General features: G+C 67.1%; 17 protein-coding genes and 1 pseudogene. 13 read left to right on the forward strand and 5 right to left on the reverse strand.

All coding sequences use genetic code 11. The features are described 5' to 3' along the window. Positions 1–170: 170 nt before the first annotated feature. Positions 171–386: a TOBE domain-containing protein gene (locus GD1_RS20095; protein WP_053777113.1), complete on the reverse strand. Its 216-nt coding sequence runs from the start codon at positions 384–386 to the stop codon at positions 171–173. A gap of 287 nt (positions 387–673) precedes the next feature. On the opposite strand from GD1_RS20095, the gene GD1_RS20100 reads away from it, so the two are divergent. Genes GD1_RS20100 through GD1_RS20125 form a run of 6 tightly spaced genes read left to right on the forward strand, consistent with a single transcriptional unit; the run spans position 674 to position 7,617 of the window. After that, positions 674–1,606: an ABC transporter substrate-binding protein gene (locus GD1_RS20100; RefSeq protein WP_059039303.1), complete on the forward strand. Its 933-nt coding sequence runs from the start codon at positions 674–676 to the stop codon at positions 1,604–1,606. Continuing rightward, positions 1,607–2,311: a Clp protease N-terminal domain-containing protein gene (locus tag GD1_RS20105; protein WP_059039304.1), complete on the forward strand. Its 705-nt coding sequence runs from the start codon at positions 1,607–1,609 to the stop codon at positions 2,309–2,311. A 1-nt stretch (position 2,312) separates the two neighbouring features. After that, positions 2,313–4,151: an ABC transporter permease gene (locus GD1_RS20110; RefSeq protein ID WP_059039305.1), complete on the forward strand. Its 1,839-nt coding sequence runs from the start codon at positions 2,313–2,315 to the stop codon at positions 4,149–4,151. After that, the gene (locus GD1_RS20115) at positions 4,148–5,260 is read left to right on the forward strand and encodes an ABC transporter ATP-binding protein (protein WP_059039306.1); all 1,113 of its coding nucleotides are present in this window, start codon (positions 4,148–4,150) and stop codon (positions 5,258–5,260) included. The genes GD1_RS20110 and GD1_RS20115 overlap by 4 nt, the downstream gene beginning before the upstream one ends. Positions 5,261–5,272: 12 nt before the next feature. Further along, positions 5,273–6,406, forward strand: a complete 1,134-nt coding sequence (locus GD1_RS20120; RefSeq protein WP_059039307.1) for an ABC transporter substrate-binding protein — start codon at positions 5,273–5,275, stop codon at positions 6,404–6,406. 38 nt (positions 6,407–6,444) lie between these two features. Beyond that, positions 6,445–7,617, forward strand: coding sequence for an LLM class flavin-dependent oxidoreductase (locus tag GD1_RS20125; RefSeq protein ID WP_059039308.1), 1,173 nt, complete (start codon positions 6,445–6,447; stop codon positions 7,615–7,617). Between the two features lie 99 nt (positions 7,618–7,716). On the opposite strand, the gene GD1_RS20130 is transcribed toward GD1_RS20125, so the two are convergent. Both GD1_RS20130 and GD1_RS20135 read right to left on the reverse strand, forming a co-directional pair. After that, positions 7,717–9,012, reverse strand: coding sequence for an MFS transporter (locus tag GD1_RS20130; RefSeq protein ID WP_083534515.1), 1,296 nt, complete (start codon positions 9,010–9,012; stop codon positions 7,717–7,719). Between the two features lie 146 nt (positions 9,013–9,158). Continuing rightward, positions 9,159–9,590 (reverse strand): MarR family winged helix-turn-helix transcriptional regulator, encoded by a 432-nt coding sequence (locus GD1_RS20135; protein ID WP_059039309.1) that lies wholly within the window; start codon positions 9,588–9,590, stop codon positions 9,159–9,161. Between the two features lie 223 nt (positions 9,591–9,813). On the opposite strand from GD1_RS20135, the gene GD1_RS20140 reads away from it, so the two are divergent. The 3 genes from GD1_RS20140 to GD1_RS20150 all read left to right on the forward strand — a co-directional run bounded on the left by GD1_RS20140 (position 9,814) and on the right by GD1_RS20150 (position 12,557). After that, on the forward strand, positions 9,814–10,344 hold the full coding sequence (locus GD1_RS20140; RefSeq protein ID WP_059039310.1) for an Hsp20/alpha crystallin family protein: 531 nt from the start codon (positions 9,814–9,816) through the stop codon (positions 10,342–10,344). A 184-nt stretch (positions 10,345–10,528) separates the two neighbouring features. Next, positions 10,529–10,864: an antibiotic biosynthesis monooxygenase family protein gene (locus tag GD1_RS20145; RefSeq protein ID WP_059039311.1), complete on the forward strand. Its 336-nt coding sequence runs from the start codon at positions 10,529–10,531 to the stop codon at positions 10,862–10,864. 76 nt (positions 10,865–10,940) lie between these two features. After that, positions 10,941–12,557, forward strand: coding sequence for a serine/threonine-protein kinase (locus tag GD1_RS20150; protein ID WP_059039312.1), 1,617 nt, complete (start codon positions 10,941–10,943; stop codon positions 12,555–12,557). A gap of 336 nt (positions 12,558–12,893) precedes the next feature. Here GD1_RS20150 and GD1_RS20155 read toward each other — a convergent pair whose 3' ends face one another. Then, a complete protein-coding gene (locus GD1_RS20155) occupies positions 12,894–14,555 on the reverse strand; it encodes a class I adenylate-forming enzyme family protein (protein WP_059039313.1) in 1,662 nt (553 codons plus the stop codon). A gap of 83 nt (positions 14,556–14,638) precedes the next feature. Between GD1_RS20155 and GD1_RS20160 the strand changes: the two genes are divergently transcribed. From GD1_RS20160 to GD1_RS20170, 3 genes are all read left to right on the forward strand, one after another. Then, entirely contained in the window at positions 14,639–15,487 is an 849-nt protein-coding gene (locus GD1_RS20160) for a TetR-type transcription factor C-terminal domain-containing protein (RefSeq protein ID WP_280513276.1), read from the forward strand. A 165-nt stretch (positions 15,488–15,652) separates the two neighbouring features. Further along, complete coding sequence (locus GD1_RS20165) at positions 15,653–16,618, forward strand: cyclase family protein (protein ID WP_053777121.1); 966 nt, start codon at positions 15,653–15,655, stop codon at positions 16,616–16,618. Continuing rightward, complete coding sequence (locus GD1_RS20170; protein ID WP_059039314.1) at positions 16,615–18,291, forward strand: class I adenylate-forming enzyme family protein; 1,677 nt, start codon at positions 16,615–16,617, stop codon at positions 18,289–18,291. The genes GD1_RS20165 and GD1_RS20170 overlap by 4 nt, the downstream gene beginning before the upstream one ends. 131 nt (positions 18,292–18,422) lie before the next feature. Here the strand turns inward: GD1_RS20170 and lppU are convergent, their stop codons facing one another. After that, positions 18,423–18,998 (reverse strand): LppU family putative lipoprotein, encoded by a 576-nt coding sequence (gene lppU / locus GD1_RS20175; protein WP_238403958.1) that lies wholly within the window; start codon positions 18,996–18,998, stop codon positions 18,423–18,425. Positions 18,999–19,295: 297 nt separating this feature from the next. Here lppU and GD1_RS20180 point away from each other — a divergent pair. Then, positions 19,296–19,788, forward strand: a pseudogene (locus GD1_RS20180) (HNH endonuclease); the annotation flags it as partial.

Here is a 19,788-nt window from a genome sequence, read left to right on the forward strand (position 1 = left end):
CCTCATCTGCTCAACCACCAAAAACCAGTCACCTCAGGATGATCAACCCAACCGCCCGTTGACGATCGAGCCGGGACCGAGCCCGACGGGGCGGTCGGGAACGTCGTCGGAAGTCCCGGTGAGTGTCGACGGCGGGTTGTCGCCGGTGATCTGAGCGTGCCGGCCGTCCATCAGTCCGGCACGCCGACACTCACTTCCGACGCCTTGACCAGTGCGACGACGCGCTTGCCCTCGGCGAGACCGAGTTCCTCGGCGGCCTCTTTGGTGATCGACGAGGTGATGATCTGCTCACCTCCGTCGATGCGGATCTTCACCGTCGCGTTCACCGCGCCGAGGGTCACCGAGACGACCTCGCCGGCGAGCTGATTGCGGATGGACAGTTTCATGGTGGGCTCCTTCGCTCGGTTGCGATCGGTTCCAGACCTACCAGGTCGGCGGCGGCGGCGCGCGGTTGCCGCCGATCTGGGCGCCCCGTACCGCCGAACCCGTCGCATCTTTCTGGCGCACGCGGGTTAAACCCGTGACCAGCAGCGTTGCCGTCGGCACGCGGCCGACGTCTCGATCCCCGCCAGGCCGTGGGGTTACATGGGGTTATCCGATCACCGCTTCACCGTGCACCCCTCGAGTGCACCGCGGTGGCGTCTGGATTCACGGACTCCGAAGGGGACACTCCATGGCCATCCGCGTCGGGCTCAACGGCCACGATCCGGTGCTCTACCTGCTCTCGACACTGGGCATCCTCGAGGATCGTCTCGCCGCGATCGGCGAGGAGGTCGACTGGGTCGCCTACTCTCCGGGGCCGCGGGCACCGTGGCTGCTGGGCGAATCCCTCGACTTCGTCGGGTGTGGCCAGACCCCGATGCTGTTCGCCCACGACGACGGGGTGGATGCGGTGTACGTCGCGTCGTCGCCGAACCGTCCTCGCCAGGGCGCGTTGCTCGTTCGCGCCGACGGGCCGATCCACACCCCGGCCGATCTCGCCGGCCACAAGGTGGTCTACCACGCCTCGGCGTGGACGGCGCAGCTGGTCGCCGGCGCCCTGGCACAGGACGGTCTGCGGCTCGACGACATCACCGCCGTCGAACCCGGGGGCGATCAGGATCTCACAGATCTGCTGTCCGGGAACATCTCTGCGGCCACGATCATCGGCCCGCGTCTGATCCAGGCCGAGGAGACCGGCCTGGTCCGCCGGCTGGTCCCCACCGACAGCGCCGTCTGCAACCGCCATCTGTTCACCACCACCCGCGTCTTCGCCACCGAGCAGCAGGCCGTACTGCGCGAGATCCTCACGTCGATGGAACTGGCGTGCCGCTGGGTTCTGGACCATCCCGAGGAGGCCGCGGGTCGTCGCGCCACCGAGACCCGGTACGACGCGGCGACCTGGGGAGGTGACGCCCGCACGTGGCTGCAGATCTTCCAGCGCATGCCGTGGGCTGTCGCATCGATCGACGATGCCTTCATCTGTCAGCAGGACCGGCACACCGGACTGTTCGCCGATGCCGGTCTGCTCAGCGGAAAGGCCTCGGCACGAGAGCATTTCATTCCGCGACTCGCCGACGTCGTCCGAGACGCCGTCGACACCGCCCACCGTCTGGTGGTGGCCTGAATGCCCAAGATCAACGTGTACCTGCCCGATGATCTCGCCCTCGAGATCAAGCAGGCATCGCTGCCCGTCTCGGCGCTGTGCCAGCGGGCGCTGCGTGCCGCGCTCGACGAGGTCAACGCCGCACCGACCGACCGCACCGCCGACGAGATCCCGCTGAGCCCGCATGTGGCGTCGACGCTGAGCCTGTCCTATACCGCCGCCACCCGGCGCGGCTCGGACGCGGTCGCCTCCGAGGATCTCCTGCAGGGCCTTCTCGACGAGGAGGAAAGCCTGGTGCTCAAAGGAATCGAGCATCTCGGGTTCTCCCGCGAACTCATCCAGGAACAGCTCGACAAGATCGTGGTGGCCGGTACCCCGCTCGGGTCCGACACCACGGCACTGGGACCATCGGCGCTCGACGTCCTGGCCATCGCCCGCGCCGACGCCGAGGCCATGCGCACCGGCATCGTCAACGGCGGAAACCTCCTGTGGGCGTTGATGACCACCGAACAGGGTGACAGCCGCGAGGTGCTGGCGGCGGTGGGACTCGACGCCGCCGTCGATCACCGGGTGCTCGGCCTGATCGAGATCGGCTACTCCTACGGTCGCCACACCCGGCAGAACCCCGCCACGGTGAGCCGTGAACTGGCCCGGATCAGTGCCCGTCTCGACGACATCGAGAAGAAGCTCGAGAGCCCCGAACGCGAAAGCCGCAGCGAGCAGTGACATGACCACCCTGATCACCGACGACACCCGGCGCGAGCTCGCCGGCACACCCACCCCGCCACCACCGGCGGCCAGCACCCGGCGGTTCCGCCGACCCCGGACCGGAACCCCTCTGCTGGCAGCCGTCCTCGGGGTCGTACTGTTCCTGGGTATCCTCTGGCCGCTGGTCATGCTCCTCGTCAGCGCATTCCGGTCGGGTACCCCGCTCGAGGCCGCGACCTGGACCCTCAGCGGATTCGCCGCCCTCGGCGAGAACCTCACCCGCGGTGACGCCCTGCTGAACTCGATCGTGCTGGCGGTCGCGACGACGATCCTCGGCGTCGGGCTCGCACTGGGTCTGGCGCTGCTCGAACGCACCAATGCGCGGGGACGCTTCCTGATCCGGCCCCTGGTCCTCATCTCCGTGAGCACCTCGGCGATGTTCTACGCGATGGGCTACTCCCAGCTCGCCAACGGCTACACAGGCCTGCTCAACGTGTGGATCCGGGACCTCACCGGACACGGCCCGGTGATCGACATCGAATCCTGGTACGGGCTCATCCTGGTCGACTCACTGCACGCATCGGCATTCGTCTACCTGTTCCTGGTCGGCCCGGTCAGCAAACTCAACGCCACCTACGAGGAGGCGGCCGCGATGAGCGGTGCCGGACAGTGGCGCACCCTGCGCACCATCACCGCTCCCCTGCTCACCCCGATCCTGTTGTCGGCCACACTCGTCGGCCTGGTCTCGGGTCTGCAGTCGTTCGACGGACCGCTGATCCTGGGCGGGCCCGCCGACCTCAGCTTCCTCGGCACCCGCATGTGGTCGTTGATCAACGACCACAATCCGCCGCTCTACGCGCAGGCCGGGGCGATCGCCGTCGTCGTACTCGTCGCCCTGCTGGCCCTCACCGCGGTGCAGTCACGAATCCTGCGGCACCGGACCTTTGTCTCGGTGACCGGCAAGAACTTCCAGGGTGCGCGCTGGGATCTGCGCGGGGCCCGCGGTGTCGGCGGCATCGCGATCGGCGTCTACGCCGTCTTCGCGGTCGCGCTCCCCTTCCTCGCGCTCATCCTGACCTCCTTCCAACCCTTTCCCGGTGTCTGGCAGGGACTCTCGCTGCGCAACTACGAACTGCTCGGCGAGAACCCGAATGTGGGGCCCGCGGTGACCAACACGGTCATCATCTCCGCGGTCGGCGGTGCGATCGCGACCGTCCTGGCCGTCACCATCGCAACGCTCGTGCCCCGGATATCCCGTTGGGCGGCAGGCGGATTCCGTGCGGTCACCATCATCCCGCTCGCCATGCCCGGCATCGTCGCCGCCATCGCCGTGAGCTGGGCATACGCCGCCGTCCCCGGACTGCGCGCCCTCTACGGGACCATCTGGCTGATGATCATCGCCGTCACGGTGGCGGTACTACCGGTCACCGTGCAGATCGCCGCCGGAGCGACCGCCCAGCTCGGCGGTGACCTCGAGGAAGCGGCCCGGATGTCGGGTGCAGGGCCCCTTCGGACCCTGGTCACCATCAACCTCCCGCTCATCCTGCCCAGCCTGATCGGCTCGTGGTTGATCTCGGCGGTCCTGATCTCGGGCAACCTCGACGCCCCGCTGATCCTGTCCGACCAGGACACCCAGACCCTCTCGACCCTCACCTACCAGATGTTCAGCAACCAGAACCAGGGACAGGCGGCCGCCCTGCTCACCCTCCTGATCGTCGGACTGCTGATCGCCGGACTGATCGTCGGTGTGCTGCACCGGATCACCGTCCGGAGGTTGCGACGACCGGCCGGCGACACCGGTGCCGCGTCCCCCTCCACACCCGCATCACCACCCGCAGAAAGTGTCGGCATCGAATGAGTGGCATCGACATCATCGACGTCAGCAAGGCGTTCAACGGCAAGACCGTGCTCGACGAGGTCGCGATCTCCATCGCCGAGGGCGAGTTCGTGGCACTGCTCGGACCGTCCGGATGCGGCAAGACCACCACGCTGCGGACGATCGCCGGGCTGGAGAACCCCGACAGCGGAACGGTTCTGGTCAACGGCCGCCCAGTCGACGACCCCGCCCGCGGTCTCCACATCCCCGCGCACCGACGCGACATCGGCATGGTGTTCCAGAGCTATGCGCTGTGGCCACACATGAACGTGGGCGGCAACGCCGGGTTCCCCCTGCGATCGCAACGGGTCCCGCGCCGCACGATCCGCGGATCGGTCGCCGACGCACTGGAACTGGTCGGGCTGGGCGGCTTCGAGAGCCGATCGGTGGGGTCGCTGTCCGGTGGGCAGCAACAGCGGGTCGCGCTGGCCCGGGCCCTGGTGAGCAATCCGACGGCGCTGCTGCTCGACGAGCCGCTGTCCAACCTCGACGCCGAACTGCGCACCACGCTGCGCAGCGAGTTCCGCCGCATCCAACGAGAGGTGCCCCGGACCACCGTCTACGTCACCCACGACCGGATCGAGGCCCAGACCCTCGCCGACCGCGTGGTGGTGATGGTCGACGGTGCGGTGATCCAATCCGGTTCTCCCACCGAGGTGTTCGGATCACCCAAGGACGAACAGATCGCCGGGTTCGTCGGCTACGACAACATCGTCCACGCGTCGGTGTCCCGTGTACACGACGGCCACGCCACCGTCCGCCTGGACGAGGCCACCGCCGAATCGCTCGAACTCCGGGCACTCGCCGGGACGTCCGGTGTCGCAGGAGGCGATCCGACGGCCGTCGCCTTCCGCAGCAGCAGCGTCACCTTGCACGATCGTCCCGATCTCGCCCACGGCCCGACACTGCCCGGCATCGTACTCGACGCGGTCCGCCTCGCCGATCGGCTCGAGTGTCTCGTGTCGGTCAACGGACGCACCCTGCGCGCCGATGTCGCGGCCACCCGCGACCGAACCGTTCCCCAAGTCGGCCAGAACATCTGGCTCGAAGTCGACCCCGACGCAGCTGTGCTCGTCGCAACCACACCCTGAACAGGAGCAGAAGTGAAGATCAGCAAGTGGCGCCCCCTGGGCCTGGCATTGCTCGGCGCCGCCGTCCTGGCCGCCGCCACCGGATGCAGCTCGGACACCGACAGCAGCGACGCCGCGCCGGCGTCGTCGGCCGCACTCGATCCGGCCGCCAAGGCGAGTCTCGACGAGTTGTACCAGGCCGCCAAGAAGTCCGGCGGCACCACCGTCACGCTCTACACCGCGTACGCGTCGTCGAGCCCCACCGAAGGGTTCGGCAAGGTCCTGCGCGAGTTCGAGGCGGCCTACCCGGGCATCACCGTAAAGGAGTCGCTCTACTCGGGAGCCCAGCTGTTCACCCGCGTCGACGGTGAGATCGCCAGCGGCAAACAGGATGTCGACGCCGTGCTGAGCGGCCCGAGCGACGTCGGCCACTTCATCGAGAAGAATGCCCTCGAACCCTACGCACCGCCGACGGCCGCCCAGGTCCCGGCAGATCTCCGCGACCCCGACAACCGGTACGTCGTGCCGTTCCAGAGTCTGTTCGGCCTGGTGTACAACACGACCAAGATCAAGGAGGGTGAGGCGCCGACCACCCTCGACGAGGTGCTGTCGGACAAGTACAAGGGTCAGGTGACCTTCGGCCAGCCGGTGGGGACGTCGCCGACGAGCTTCGCGTTGAGCACCCTCGCCTACAACGACGCGATCTCGGATGCGACCCTGCAGCGCATCAACTCCCAGATCCCGCTGTCGGATCGCAATGCGAGCGTGGTGGACGCTGTCAACAATGTTGCGCAAGGCCGCTATTCGATCGCCATCTGGGGACCGAGCCAGGTGGCCGCGGTCCAGCGGGAGAAGGGCGCACCGATCGCGGTGGGCAATCTGACCGACGCGCGGGTGCTCAACGGTCCCGGCTTCGGGATCGTCAAGAACACCGACGCACTCGACGCCACCAAACTGCTCGAGGCCTGGCTGTTCACCGCACCCGGCCAGCAGGCCATCGCCGCCTACGCCTACAACTACGGGACCGTTCCGGGATCACCTGCACCCGAGGGATTCCCGAGTATCGCCGACTACACCCTGCGGACCGTTCCCGCGGCCGAGTTCGCTCCACTGCTGAACCAGGACGCCGCCCGCTGGCAGGCCGTCTTCGGCCCGCCCAAGTCCTGACGCCCCCGCACGTTCCTGCCGACCAGAAGGAGAAGTCCATGCCTGTCGACCTCCGAACCCGCAATTCGTTCCACGGGAAACGCAAGACCTCCGACTCCCCGTACGGTGGCCCCGCATCGTTCTTCGTCGCGGAGTCGTCCCCGCCCGAGACCGACGCGTCCATCGTCGAACGCGGTGGTCGCGAGGCCGAGCAGGACGGTTTCACCAGCATCCTGGTGAACCAGTTCTCCGACCGGCCGGATGTGTGGGCCACGGCCGGATGGATTCTGGCGCACACCGACACGATCACCGTTGCCGCGGCACATCGTGTGGGACTGCAGTCGCCGACCGTAGCCGCGCGTTCGCTCGCCACCCTCGACCGGTTGTCCGGCGGGCGCACGACCATCCACATCATCCAGGGTTCCAGTGATCAGGACATGCAACGCGAGGGCGACTGGCTGCCGAAGGAGGAACGCTACCGCCGGTCGCATGAATACCTCGACGTCTTCAAACAGGAACTCACCGCCACCGAGCCGTTCGACTACTCGGGTGAGTTCTACCGGATCGCCGGCGCCCGCTCGGCCACGTTGCCGATCCGCAAGCCGCGTCCGCTGATCTCGTCGGCCGGGGCGTCGGATGCCGGGATCGAGCTCGCGGCAACACATTCCGACATCTACGCCCTGCCCACTGTCCCGCTGTCGGACACGCCGGCGCTGATCGGCCGCGTCGCCGACGCCGCCGCGGCGAAGGGACGTGAGATCGGTTTCTGGCTGGGCGGGTTCAACGTGATCCTGGCGCCGACCGTCGAGCAGGCATGGGCGAAGGCCGAGGGCATCACCCGCGAGGTGCTCGACTACCAGGAACGCACCGGGTACCGGCCCGACCAGACCAGGATGACCGGCCTCGCCGACGACGCCGATCGCGAACTGGATCTGCGCAGCCGCACCGACTCTCCGGAGGACGCGTTCTACGGCAGGTTGGGGGCGCTGACCAATCATGGTCCGTCGCTGGTGGGGTCACCGGAATCGGTGGCCCGCGCCTACCTCGAGTACTACAAGTTGGGTATCGGGGTCCTCACCATCGGCGGGGCCGGTGAGCTGCAGCCGCGCACGGGCGAGCCGGAACTGGTCGACGCGGAGCATCGAGACCTGTTGCGGGCGTTGATCGGCGAGGTGAAGTCGCTGACCGATGCACACGACCGGGAGACGGCGACACCGGTCGGGGTGGGATGAGTCGGCTCGTCTGATCACGCTCTCGAACCGTCCATCCCCGAAGCACGACAAAGGCCCCGGCTCGCTCACGTCGAGCCGGGGCCTTGTGCGCGCCGGACGTCAGTCGTCGGCGACCGTGATCGTTTCTGCCTCGTCGACCATGGTCTCGTGGACCGGCTGGTCGGCGCGGGCGATCACGCGTTGGCAGACGATCACGATCAGTGCGCCCACCAAGGCTGTTGCTCCTGCGAACAGGAAGGGGGATCCGTCGGTGTAGTCGGCCAGCGAGGTGCCGACCGGGGCACCGATGGCGCCACCGAGGAACCGCACACCGGAGTAGGCCGAGGAGGCCACCGGCCGCGGCAGATCACTGGATTCCATGACCGCCTCGGTCAGAACGGTGTGGAGCAAACCGATCTCGAAGCCGAGCAGGATGGTGCAGACGATCAGGACGGGAAGGCTGCTCGTCGACAGGGCGGTGACCACCATGGTCAGCGCGAACACGATCAGTGCGACCCACAGGGTGCGCAGCGGTGAGAACCGGTGCGTCAGACGGGGAGCCACGACCACACTCATGAAGGCGATGCCGATGCCGAAGCCGGTCATGACCATGCCGATCCCGATGGCCGACAGACCCAACGGGTAGGGCGCGTAGGCGAGTGTGACGAAGAACGAGGCGTTGTAGAAGAAGGCCACGATGCTCAGGATCAGGACCGGACGGATCCGAAGTGCCTTGAACGGGGCGGAGATCGGCGTATGGGTGGTCGCCGCCTTCTGCTCCGCGGTGGGCTTGGGACTGCGCACGATTGCGACGATCGCGACGAAGCCGACGGCCATCAGCGTTGCGGTGCCCCAGAACGGCACCGACCAGGAGAACTCGCCGAGCATGCCACCGACCAGCGGTCCGACGGCGAGCCCGATGCCGAGCGCGGCCTCGTACAGGATCACCGCGTGACCGGCGGGTCCACCAGAGGCGGAGATGATCGATGCCAGCGCGGTGGACAGGAACAGTGCATTGCCCAGACCCCACAGGGCGCGGAAGGCGATGATGCCGTTGATGTCGGTGGCCAGCGCACATCCGATGGCGGCGACGACGATGACGGCCAGGCCGAGCAGCATGGTGGTGCGTGTGCCGATACGCGACGAGAGCCAGCTGGTGAAGAACATGACCACCGCGGTGATCACGAGGTAGCTGGTGAACAGCAGTGAGGTCTGCGTCGGTGTGGCGCCGAGGTCCTCGGAGATCGTGGGGAGGATCGGACCGACGAGTCCGATGCCCATGAAGGCGACCATCGACGCGAAGGCGACGGCCCAGACGGCAGGGGGCTGCCTCAGCAGAGACGGCTTCTGGCTGACGTGATCACCGGGATCGACGACGCCGGCCGACGCGGACTGTGCGTCTCGGGTACGGGTCATGAGCGGATGAATTCCTTTCCGTGCGGGTACTACCGGCCGGCGCCGGGCAGCACGAGGCGGCCCCGCGGTGGCGTCGGCGCAGGCAACAGCCCGCGACGGCCGTCGTCAACCGTGGCGGTGGTTGGTGTGTGAGTGAGATCCTCGGGTCAGCGCGGCGGCGGACCGTCGAGCGGTGCGGCGTCGAGGAGTGTCACCGTGCGTGCGATCGCCGCGACATCGTCGTCGGGCAGATCACGGAAGTACGGTTCCAGTGCCTCACCGATGCGGCGATGCCAGTCGGCCTGGAGCGCGGTCCCTTCGTCGGTGATGGCGAAGCGCGCGGCCCGGGCGTCCGAATCGGCCACGCGCCGCACCCAGCCGTCGTCGGCCATGGTGGCGAGTAGCCGCGTCATCGCCGGCTGGGTGAGCCGAACGTGGACGGCGAGCTCACCGGTGCGCAGCGAACCGTGATCGGTCAGCGTCGCCAACGTCAGGTAGACGTTCGGCGAGACCTTCTCGGCGGTCTCCCGGACAGCCACCCGCGTCAGGCGTTGGCCTGCGAGGACGAGGCTGCAGAGGAGATCGCTGTACGAGGACACTCAAATAACATACCACAGTTATATACCTTTTGCATATATTTCCATGGTCCGGTTCCCCGGCGACGGATGACACCGCCCGCGAGTCGGGCGGCCACCCACGAGGATCTGGCGTCGGAGCAGAAGTGATCCGCATCACCCCGGAATAAAAGTTGACTGCCCTGCGCTCAACTTGACATAAGAATGCTTCGACAGAGCAAGCGTTCGCAGAGAAAGGACACGCACCATGGCAACCACCGGACGCCTCGTTCCCGCCCGCCGCGTCGGCGCACCCTTCTTCGCACCGTTCCGGGTGTTCGACGACAACCGCAATCTGATCGACCTCTTCGACGCCGCGTTCGCCGGGCTCGAGCCGGCCCGCATCGCGACCGCGGCCTGGACCCCGGCGGTCACCGTCGAGGAGACCGAGCAGGCCTACATCGTCGAAGCCGAACTGCCCGGCATCAAGCGCGAGGACATCAGCGTCGAACTCGACGACAACGTCCTGCACGTCCACGGTGAGACCACCGCGGTCGAGCGCACCGGCGAGGTACGACACCAGACGCGCCGCACCGGCAAGTTCGACTACCGCCTCGCGCTCCCGGGTGAGGTGGACGCCGACAAGGTCGAGGCCACCCTCACCGACGGTGTGCTCAAGCTCGGCCTGCCGAAGGCCGGCCCGGCCCAGGCACGTCAGATCACGATCTCGACGGAGACCGCCGCGACGACCGACACCACCGAGACCGAGACCCCCGCCGACGGCGCGACCGAGAGCTGATCGGCCCGACCCATCCCCCACTCCTTCGACCCCACTCCTTCGATGCCGCCCCGCAGTCGTGCGCGGGCGGCATCGTCGTATCGGGGCCGGACCGTCGTATCGGGGCCGGAACGTCGTATCGGGGCCGGATTCTTCGGTTCCCCATGGTCGCTACGCCTTGCCCATCGTCGCTACGCTTTGCCCCATGGTCGACGGCGCGTTCGCGCACACCCCGACACCGCCCTACGTCGCGGTGATCTTCACGTCCGTTCGCACACCCGGCGACAACGGCTATGCGGTGATGGCGTCCCGGATGGACGAGTTGGCGCGCATCCAGCCGGGCTATCTCGGGATCGAGTCGGCCCGCGAGGAGCTCGGGATCACCGTCTCGTACTGGGCCGACGAGGCCGCGGCGCAGGCGTGGAAGCACGTCACCGAGCACGAGATCGCCCAGCAACGCGGGCGGAGCGCGTGGTACGCCGACTACCAGGTGCGGGTGGCGACGGTGACCCGCTCGTACGGGCCGGACGGACCGCGCTGAGATCCGGAGTCCCGGTGTGTCATTCCAGCGATGGAGCAGCGAGGCCGACGCGGCGCCGAGGTGCTAGGTTCGCCACATGCAATCGTCCGGCGGAGGACAGATCGCCGGGCACCGGCTCGCCGACATCCTCGGGCAAGGCGGCATGGGCACCGTCTACGCGGCGCATCATCCCCGCCTGCCGCGCATGGTGGCACTCAAGGTGCTCAACGCACCGGTCTCTGCCGACCCGACGTTCCGACTGCGGTTCCAACGTGAAGGCCAGCTCGCGGCCGGGCTGGAACATCCGCACATCGTCCCCATCTACGACTGCGGTGAGGACAACGGCCACCTCTGGCTGAGCATGCGACTGGTGCGTGGCACCACGGCCGGGGCGCTCATCGCCCGCGCACCGCAGGGTATGGACATCCCCGTCGCGATGGAGATCCTCACCGACATCGCCCGCGCCCTCGACTTCGGTCACCGCCGCGGTGTCGTCCATCGTGATGTGAAACCCGCGAACATCCTGATCGACACCGAGGTCGACCAGATCCTGCTCGGCGACTTCGGGATCGCCCGCCAGATCGGCGCCGACGACGAGCTCACCGCCGCCGGGACCTTCATCGGGACCTTCGACTACTGCTCCCCCGAACAGCTCTCCGACGACGACCTCGACGGTCGCGCCGACCAGTACAGTCTCGCGTGCATGGCCGCGCACCTGCTGACCGGGTGCAAACCGTTCCGCGGCCCCACCGCCGCCACCGTGATGAAGCAACACCTCGCCGATCCCCCGCCGTCCATCTCCGCGATGCGTCCCGGACTTCCCGTCGGCGTCGATGCGGTGATCGCCCGCGGGATGGCCAAACGCCGCGACGACAGGTACCCGACGTGTACCGAGTTCGTAGCCGAGCTGTCGGCGGTGCTGGGTCCGGCCACCGGGACCCTCATCGAACCGACCGCGCAACACGAGATCTCGGCGCAGAACGCCGACACCGTGGTGGCCCACCGTGCGCCCGCCACCCTGCAACCGCCGACGCCGACACCCGATCACTACGACTTCGTCGGGGAGGCACAGGAATTCACCTACAGCGTGGACGGCCGGTCGCACACCGTCCGCTTGCGACGTATCCGTGCGCGGCGCGATCTGCCGCAGCACCGGGTGGCGGCCAGCGACATCGGCGGGTGGCTCGAATCGCAGGCCAACCTTGCCGATCAGGCTTGGGTGGGCGAAGAGGCATGGGTTGTCGGGGATGCGCGGGTCCGGGAGAACGCGGCCGTCCGCGAGAACGCCTTCATCGGCGACCGTGCCGAGGTGGCCGGAACCGCCCGCGTCGACGGCGACTCGTCGGTCTTCGGCGACGCACACGTCGCCGGCAACACCCGAGTGTCCGGCATGGCCGAGATCAAGGACTCTGCAACAGTCTCCGGTAGCGCCTGGGTGTACGAGGAGGCCGTCCTCGCCGACTCGGCGAGAGCCACCGACAACGCCCGGATCTGCGGCGGGTCCCGGGTGGCCGGACGCGCACAGATCACCGACTACGCCATCGTGTCCGAGCACGCGACGATCACCGACGACGCTCACGTCTCCGGACATGCCCGCGTCTCCGGTTCGGCCTCGGTGAGCGGTCGGGCACGGGTCGAAGAACGAGCCCGCGTACTCGGAACCGCCGAAATCGGCGGCTCCGTCACCGTCGCCGACGAACAAGTGGTCGGCTAGCCGGTCGGCGTCGTCGATTGCGGGAGTTGATGGTCGAGTCGACGCAACCCACATTCGAAGTGGTCACCACTCAAGGGCAACCCACCAAGGTTTCGACACCAAGGAACCACCCAAATTGGCTGCAACCATGGATGGTTGAGCCGCCGAGGAGCGAAGCGACGAGACGAGTCGAAACCTCAGACGGCCGAACTCGGAACCCAACCACCGATCAAGATGGCCACCAACATCGTCAGGTCACCAGGCTTCGACACGGGTCCTCGCTACGCTCGGTCCCGGCTCAACCACCGAATACGGTTGCCACCATTTCTGGTTGAGACGACACAGTTCATCGAATACTCACATCAACTTACGGCGCAACAGCTTTCCGGTTGCGGTGCGGGGCAATGCCCCGACCAGCTCCACCTCTCGGGGATACTTGTAGGCCGCGAGGTTCTGACGGCAGTACTCCATCAGCTCGGCCTCGCTGACCGCGCCGGGCTCGCTGATCACCACCACGGCCTTGACCGACTCACCGCGGTACTCGTCGGGGATACCCACCACCGCGGCCTCGACGACGGCCGGGTGCGTGCACAGGACCCGCTCGACCTCGTGTGGCCACACCTTGAAGCCGGAGGCGTTGATCAACGCGCTCTTCCGGTCGATCACGTAGAACCAGCCGTCGGCGTCCCGGAATCCGATGTCGCCGGTACGCAATCCGGTTCCGGTGAAGGCCTCGGCGGTCGCGACCGGATTGCGCCAGTATCCCCGAACGATCTGCGGGCCGGAGATGATCAGCTCGCCGATCCCGCCAACCGGCAGCTCGATGCCCTCGTCGTCGACGATGCGGATCTCGGTGTCGAATGCGGGCCGCCCCACCGACAGCACACCGGTCTCCGGGTCGATCGGCGCGGTCTGGCCGAATGGCACCAGCAGCGTCGGCGACGTGGACTCGGTCAGTCCGTACACGTTGTGGATGTATCCGCCGAGGCGTTCACTGAGGCGCTCCTCGGTATCCGGGTCGATCGGCGCCCCACCGGACAGCCGGAACCGCAGCGACGCCAGATCCTCGGGTGTGGCATCCGACTCGTCGGCGAGTGCGATGAAGGCGGTGATCACCGCGATCATGAATCCCGGACGGCGTCGTCGGATCGCATCCACGATCACCTGCGGATGGAACCGATGGGTGAGCACGAGTGGCACACCGACCAGCATCGACAGCATGACGCCGCCGACCAGACCGGTCACATGGAACAGCGGCGACGCCCCGAGCACGGCGTCGGTACCGGACACACCTGTCCACTCGCGGTAGACGTGGGCACTGAACACCAGGTTGGCGTGGGTGATCTGTGCGGCCTTGGGTGGGCCGGTGGTCCCTGACGTCGACAACAGCACCGCGGTGTCGAGGGGACTCAGTGGCCGGATGGGCAGTTCGGGCAGCCCGGTCGGGTCGACGAGGGCGGTGCGCACCAGCGCCACCAGGTCGATGGTGTCGGGGACGGACGGGCGCCCGGTGTCGGCGAACAGCCGCCGATCGGGAACCGTCTGACCGTCCAGCGGCGACACGGTCAGCACGATGTTCACCCCGGTGGTGCCGTCGGCGAGCGCGGCACGGGCGCGATCGAGATAGAGGTGGTCGAGCGCGACCAGCGCGGTCGGGGTGTACTCGGCGAACCGCTCCCGCAGTTCCTCCGTGGTCGACATGGGACTGATCAGGGCGGCGATCCCACCGGCCTTCCAGGTGGCCAGCAACCCGATGACGAATGCCGGGTCGTTCTGCAGCAGCAACGCCAGTCGGTCGCCGACCACGAATCCGCGGGCGACCAGCAGCCCGGCCAGGGTCGTCGACGCCCGGTCGAGCTGGGCCCAGGTGAGGGTCAGATCGAAGTAGTCGATGGCGACGTCGTCGGGCCGTCGGGCAAGCGAGTGCTCGAACATCTCCAATGCGGTCCCCGCCTCGAGGTGCAGACGGCGACCGTGCCCGATGAACGGCGGCGCAGGAGTATGAGATGGATTCGACATCGCGTGCGTGAGTGTACGAAGTCCGGAGCTCCCCTGTCACGGAAACCCGACAGACCCGCCGACCGTCCCGTATGTTGTTCAGCGTGGCTGAACGCGATGCTGTCGGCGCAGCCGTGCGCCGATCCCGGGAGAACGCGGGGATCACCCTGCGCGACCTCGCCGGGAAGCTCGGCGTGAGTGTCGGCACCATGAGCGCCATCGAGAACGACAAGGTGGCCGTCACCGTCGACCGGCTCACCGCGATCGCCGAGGCACTCGGTGTCGGCGCGCCCGAACTGCTCACCTACGACGCCGCCACGCCCCCGCCACGTCCACGCACCGAGACCGACGACGCCGACTGGCGACACTTCGACGCCCTCGACCTGGACCCGGTCCTGGCGGCGGCCGTCGAGGTGTTCACCGAGACCGGGTATCACGGCGCGACGATGCGGCTGGTGGCCACCGCGGCCGGGATCAGCGTCGCCGGGATCTACCATCACCACCGCAGCAAACAGCATCTACTGGTCGCCCTCTTCGACACCATGCTCGACGACCTGGGTTGGCGAATGGATGCTGCCGCAACCGAAACCGACGATCCGGTGACCGCTTTCGCGAACATGGTGGAGGCGCTGGCACTGTGCCAGGCCCAACGCCGCGACCTCGCCTTCATCGTGGCCACCGAGATGCGCAGCCTCGAGGAACCCGACCGCTCTCGCGTCGCCGACGCCAGGCGTGCGGTGCAGCATCGCCTCGATCGGGCGGCGTCCGCGGCCGTCGCGGCCGGCGACTTCGCCACCCGCACCCCGCACAGCACCGCGCGGGCGGTGGCCACCATGTGTATCGCCATGCCCCACTGGTTCTCCCCCGGCGGACCGCAGACCGCGGCCGACGTCGCCGCCGAGTACGCCGATCTCGCACTCGCGATGATGCACCACCGAGTTCGGCCAGACTGAACACGCCGGACTGAACACGCCTCGCCGAAACCTGCGCCGAACCGCCCCGGTGCAGGCACTTGACGTATCCGCAGAAGTCTGTGATCCTCATCTCACTGAACGCGAGCTGAACGATCGCTCGGACTGTTCAGACCCCGATTCACCGCATCTCGGAGGATACGCACCATGACCACCTCGCACGACGTTCCCGAGCTCACCGAACTGCTCGCCGGCGCCCCCAGCAACTGGGGCAAGTGGGGCCCCGACGACGAGGTCGGCAGCCTGAACTACCTGACCGCCGAGCAGGTCATCGCCGGCGCATCGCTGATCCGCAAGGGCGCGCTGTTCACGCTGCAGCGCCTCATCGGCGACCCGAACGGCGACCCGGTGTGGCCGGGCCGTAGCCCTGCGACCCGCGAGATGATCCTCGACGAGTCCCATTGGGACGACGGCGGCGACGGCCCGGCCTTCCCCGGCGGCCTGCACTACGCCGACGACAAGATCAACGCCTTCCTGCAGGGTTCCACGCAGTACGACGCGCTGGGTCATGTCTGGTACGGCGGCAAGATCTGGAACGGCTACGACGCCCGCACCACCATCGGCGGCCTGGACAAGGCCAGCGTCGAGCCGATCGCCGAACGGGGAGTCGCCGGTCGCGCGATCCTGCTCGACATGGCCCGCTACCGCGGCGTCGACTGCCTCGGTCCGCGTGAGACCTTCGACCACACCGATCTCGAGAAGTGCGCTGCGGCACAGGGAATCGAGATCCGTCCGCGTGACATCCTGATCATCCGCACCAACCATCTCGAGCTGTTCTTCCGTGACGAGGAAGGCTTCTACGGGGACTTCTGTGAGCCGGGCCTGGTGTACTCCGAGGAACTGGTGAAGTGGTTCCAGAGCAAGGAGATCCCGAACCTGGTGACCGATACGATCGCCAACGAGGTCACCCACGACCCCAACAACGGTGTGGCGCTGGTTCTGCACAATGCCCTGATGCGCAACCTGGGCATCGCCTTCACCGAGATCTGCGATCTGGAGAAGCTGGCCGCCGACTGCGCCGAGGACGGCGTCTACGAATTCTTCTATGTCGCCGCCCCGCTCAAGATCCACAACGCCACCGGCTCCCCGGTCAACCCGGTGGTGATCAAGTGAGCACCGCCACCTCCGTCTACGCTGATCGGCCCTGGCTGGCCCGCTACCCACAAGACACCCCCACCGACATCACCGTCGAACACGCCACCGCCCTCGACATCTTCGACGCCGCCGCCACCACACACCCCAACGAAACATTCCTCCACTACTTCGACGGCACCCTCACCTTCGCCGACATCGACCACGCCGCACGAGCAGTCGCACACACCCTGCGCAACCACGGATTCCGCGACGGCGATCGCCTCGCCCTCTACGTACAAAACAACCCCGCATTCATCATCGGCATGATCGCCGCCTGGAAAGCCGGCGGCACCGCCGTCGCGATCAACCCGATGAACAAAACCCGCGAACTCACCTACCTACTCGGTGATTCCGGAGCCGTCGCACTGCTCACCCTCGACGACCTCTACACCGACATCGCCAAACCAGTCATCGATTCCGGCGCCGGCTCAGTCCACACCGTCATCACCTGCTCGGCACTGGACTTCCAAACCCGCAACGACGAGCGGCTGTTCACCGGACTCACCCGCACCCACCCCGACGACACCCTCGACCTACGCACCATCATCGACGACTACACCGGCGCCGATCTGCCGCCGGTCACACTCACCGCCGACGACGTGGCCGTCCTCGCCTACACCTCCGGCACCACCGGAAACCCCAAGGGCGCCATGAACACCCACGGCAACTTCGCATTCAACGCCCAAACCTACCGAGACTGGACCGGACTCCAACCCGGCGAACCCATCCTCGGTATCGCACCCCTGTTCCACATCACCGGCCTCGTCGGCCACATCATGTTCGCAATGCTCACCCGCGCACCACTGATCCTCGCCCACCGCTTCGACCCCGCCGTCATGCTCGACGCCATCCGCGAACACAAACCCGTATTCACCATCGGCGCCATCACCGCCTTCAACGCCCTCGCAGCCGCACCCGGCGCCACCCCCGCCGACTTCACCAGCCTGCGCGTGCTCTACTCCGGCGGCGCACCCATCGCACCCGCCGTCGGAGACCGCCTCGAACACATCTTCGGCGCCTACATCCACAACATCTACGGCCTCACCGAAACCAACTCCCCCTCACACGCCGTCCCCCTCGGCATGCGCGCCCCCGTCGACCCCGTCTCCGGCGCACTCTCGGTCGGCGTACCCGTGTTCAACACCATCGTCCGCGTCGTCGACGAGAACGGCGACGACGTACCCGTCGGAGAAGTCGGCGAGTTCCTGACATCGGGACCCCAAGTGGTTCCCGGATACTGGAACAAACCCGAAGCCACCGCAAAATCCATCCCCGGTGGCGCACTGCACACCGGAGACGTCGGATTCATGGACACCGACGGCTGGTTCTACGTCGTCGACCGCAAAAAAGACATGATCAACGCCTCCGGCTACAAAGTCTGGCCCCGCGAAGTCGAAGACGTCCTCTACACCCACCCCGCCGTACGCGAAGCAGCCGTCGTCGGAGTACCCGACGAATACCGCGGCGAAACCGTCAAAGCCTATGTCTCACTCCGTGACGGACAATCGGCAAACCCCGACGAACTCATCGCCTACTGCAAAACCCAACTCGCCGCCTACAAATACCCCCGCCACATCGACATCGTCGACGAACTCCCCAAAACCGTCACCGGCAAAATCCTCCGCCGAGAACTACGCGACAACACCAACTGACCCCCACAAACAAAGGCCCCGTACCGGAAGACGTTCCGGTACGGGGCCTTTCGCTGTTCAAGGTGGACACGCCCCGAACAGTGTGGAGTCCTCGCCGTCACCGGCGACGACATCCCCATCTGCCGGTGGGATCAGGCCTCACCGACGCAGACCAGCTTCTTGCGCTCGTCGTAGGTGTAGTACTGCGTCGAGTCGTCCGGGCAACGACTCTCGTCGATGGTGCCCGGGATGATCGCGAGGACGCGGCTGACGGTGGTCAGCCCCGAACCGGTTTCGGTGCACTCGACATGCTCGGCGTCCCCGAGGTTCGACGTCGGCACCTCCATGCACTCACCCTCCACCCAGTCCAGGTCCAGACACAGCGCTCCCTGCTGCTCCCCGCCCTTGGTCACGTAGTAGGTGGAGTCCGCGTCCGACGGACACGCCTCCTTGGTGGGCGACTTCGCGATCACCACATAGTTCGCGGGCGCCTTCCCGCAGGTGGCGTGCTCGATCTCGGCGTTGAAGCTGTAGCCGGTCAGCTTGACACAGTCACCGATCGCGGCGTCGAAGTCCACGTCACCGCCGGCGTCCTCGCCCGCGGCGACCGACGACACCGGCGGGTCGTCATTGCCGAAGGGCAACTGCCCACATCCGGTCATCGTCATTGCAAGTGCGGTGGCGCCGAGCACTGCCATCCCGACCTTGCCCCACAGGCGTCGCCTCATCATTACCCCTCTATCTCCGGGCCCACCGGCCCACGATTCGCCGCAACCGCGACAATCCGGAAATCTATCAAGCGCAGATCCCCCACCGCGCCTCCGTGTCCGTCGAGGAGCCCACGGGCCCGGACGCCGGATCACATCCGCGCCAAGACCTTCACCTCGGCATGACCGATGGCCGCTCAACACACCACGGGTGAACCTGAACCTCCTGGGTGAACAGCTTTCACAACTTATCCACAAATGTTGTCGTGCGCGCGAATTCATCTGATCATCGCCTATACGTTCGCTACAATGGAACGCATGCAGGGGGAACTGGAGACCATTCTCGACGCACTCATCGATTGTCGTTTCGACGACGATCCGACCGGGCCGGACGTGTTCACGGACATGCAGACACTGGTCACCATCAGGAACGTCGTCGACGCGTTGACCGCGGCCGGAGCTGGTCATCTCGACCGGCTGGGGGTTGCGCAACGGCATGGTCACAAACCGATCGCGTTGCTGATCGAGATGGGGCTGGCGCCCGCCGTCGCGGCGCGGATGCAGCGTATCGGGACGTCGGCGGTGGTGGAACGCACGCTGAAACATGCTGCCGACGGCGCGATCTCGGGCGAGCATGTGGACGCGATCGTGCGCGGGCTCAACCAGATCGGCTTGCGTGCAGGGGAGGCTCCGGATGCCGAGACCTGGGCCGAGTTCGAAGGCGACTTGTTGGCGCAGGTGTTGTCCGGTGCGAAGCCTGCTGAGGTGATGGCACGAGCACACCAGTTGGGGGACCATCACTCGTCGGATG

The sequence above is a fragment of the Gordonia desulfuricans NBRC 100010 genome (assembly GCF_001485495.1).
In the GTDB taxonomy this organism is placed as follows: Bacteria; Actinomycetota; Actinomycetes; order Mycobacteriales; family Mycobacteriaceae; genus Gordonia; species Gordonia desulfuricans.

What these genes read in the sequence shown, in the direction of transcription:
- GD1_RS20110 (WP_059039305.1), top strand. Translation starts at nt 2,313, where the DNA reads ATGACCACCCTGATCACCGACGACACCCGGCGCGAGCTCGCCGGCACA.
- GD1_RS20105 (WP_059039304.1), top strand. Translation starts at nt 1,607, where the DNA reads ATGCCCAAGATCAACGTGTACCTGCCCGATGATCTCGCCCTCGAGATC.
- lppU (WP_238403958.1), bottom strand. Translation starts at nt 18,998, where the DNA reads ATGAGGCGACGCCTGTGGGGCAAGGTCGGGATGGCAGTGCTCGGCGCC.
- GD1_RS20125 (WP_059039308.1), top strand. Translation starts at nt 6,445, where the DNA reads ATGCCTGTCGACCTCCGAACCCGCAATTCGTTCCACGGGAAACGCAAG.
- GD1_RS20140 (WP_059039310.1), top strand. Translation starts at nt 9,814, where the DNA reads ATGGCAACCACCGGACGCCTCGTTCCCGCCCGCCGCGTCGGCGCACCC.
- GD1_RS20100 (WP_059039303.1), top strand. Translation starts at nt 674, where the DNA reads ATGGCCATCCGCGTCGGGCTCAACGGCCACGATCCGGTGCTCTACCTG.
- GD1_RS20095 (WP_053777113.1), bottom strand. Translation starts at nt 386, where the DNA reads ATGAAACTGTCCATCCGCAATCAGCTCGCCGGCGAGGTCGTCTCGGTG.
- GD1_RS20115 (WP_059039306.1), top strand. Translation starts at nt 4,148, where the DNA reads ATGAGTGGCATCGACATCATCGACGTCAGCAAGGCGTTCAACGGCAAG.
- GD1_RS20130 (WP_083534515.1), bottom strand. Translation starts at nt 9,012, where the DNA reads ATGACCCGTACCCGAGACGCACAGTCCGCGTCGGCCGGCGTCGTCGAT.
- GD1_RS20150 (WP_059039312.1), top strand. Translation starts at nt 10,941, where the DNA reads ATGCAATCGTCCGGCGGAGGACAGATCGCCGGGCACCGGCTCGCCGAC.
- GD1_RS20165 (WP_053777121.1), top strand. Translation starts at nt 15,653, where the DNA reads ATGACCACCTCGCACGACGTTCCCGAGCTCACCGAACTGCTCGCCGGC.
- GD1_RS20155 (WP_059039313.1), bottom strand. Translation starts at nt 14,555, where the DNA reads ATGTCGAATCCATCTCATACTCCTGCGCCGCCGTTCATCGGGCACGGT.
- GD1_RS20145 (WP_059039311.1), top strand. Translation starts at nt 10,529, where the DNA reads ATGGTCGACGGCGCGTTCGCGCACACCCCGACACCGCCCTACGTCGCG.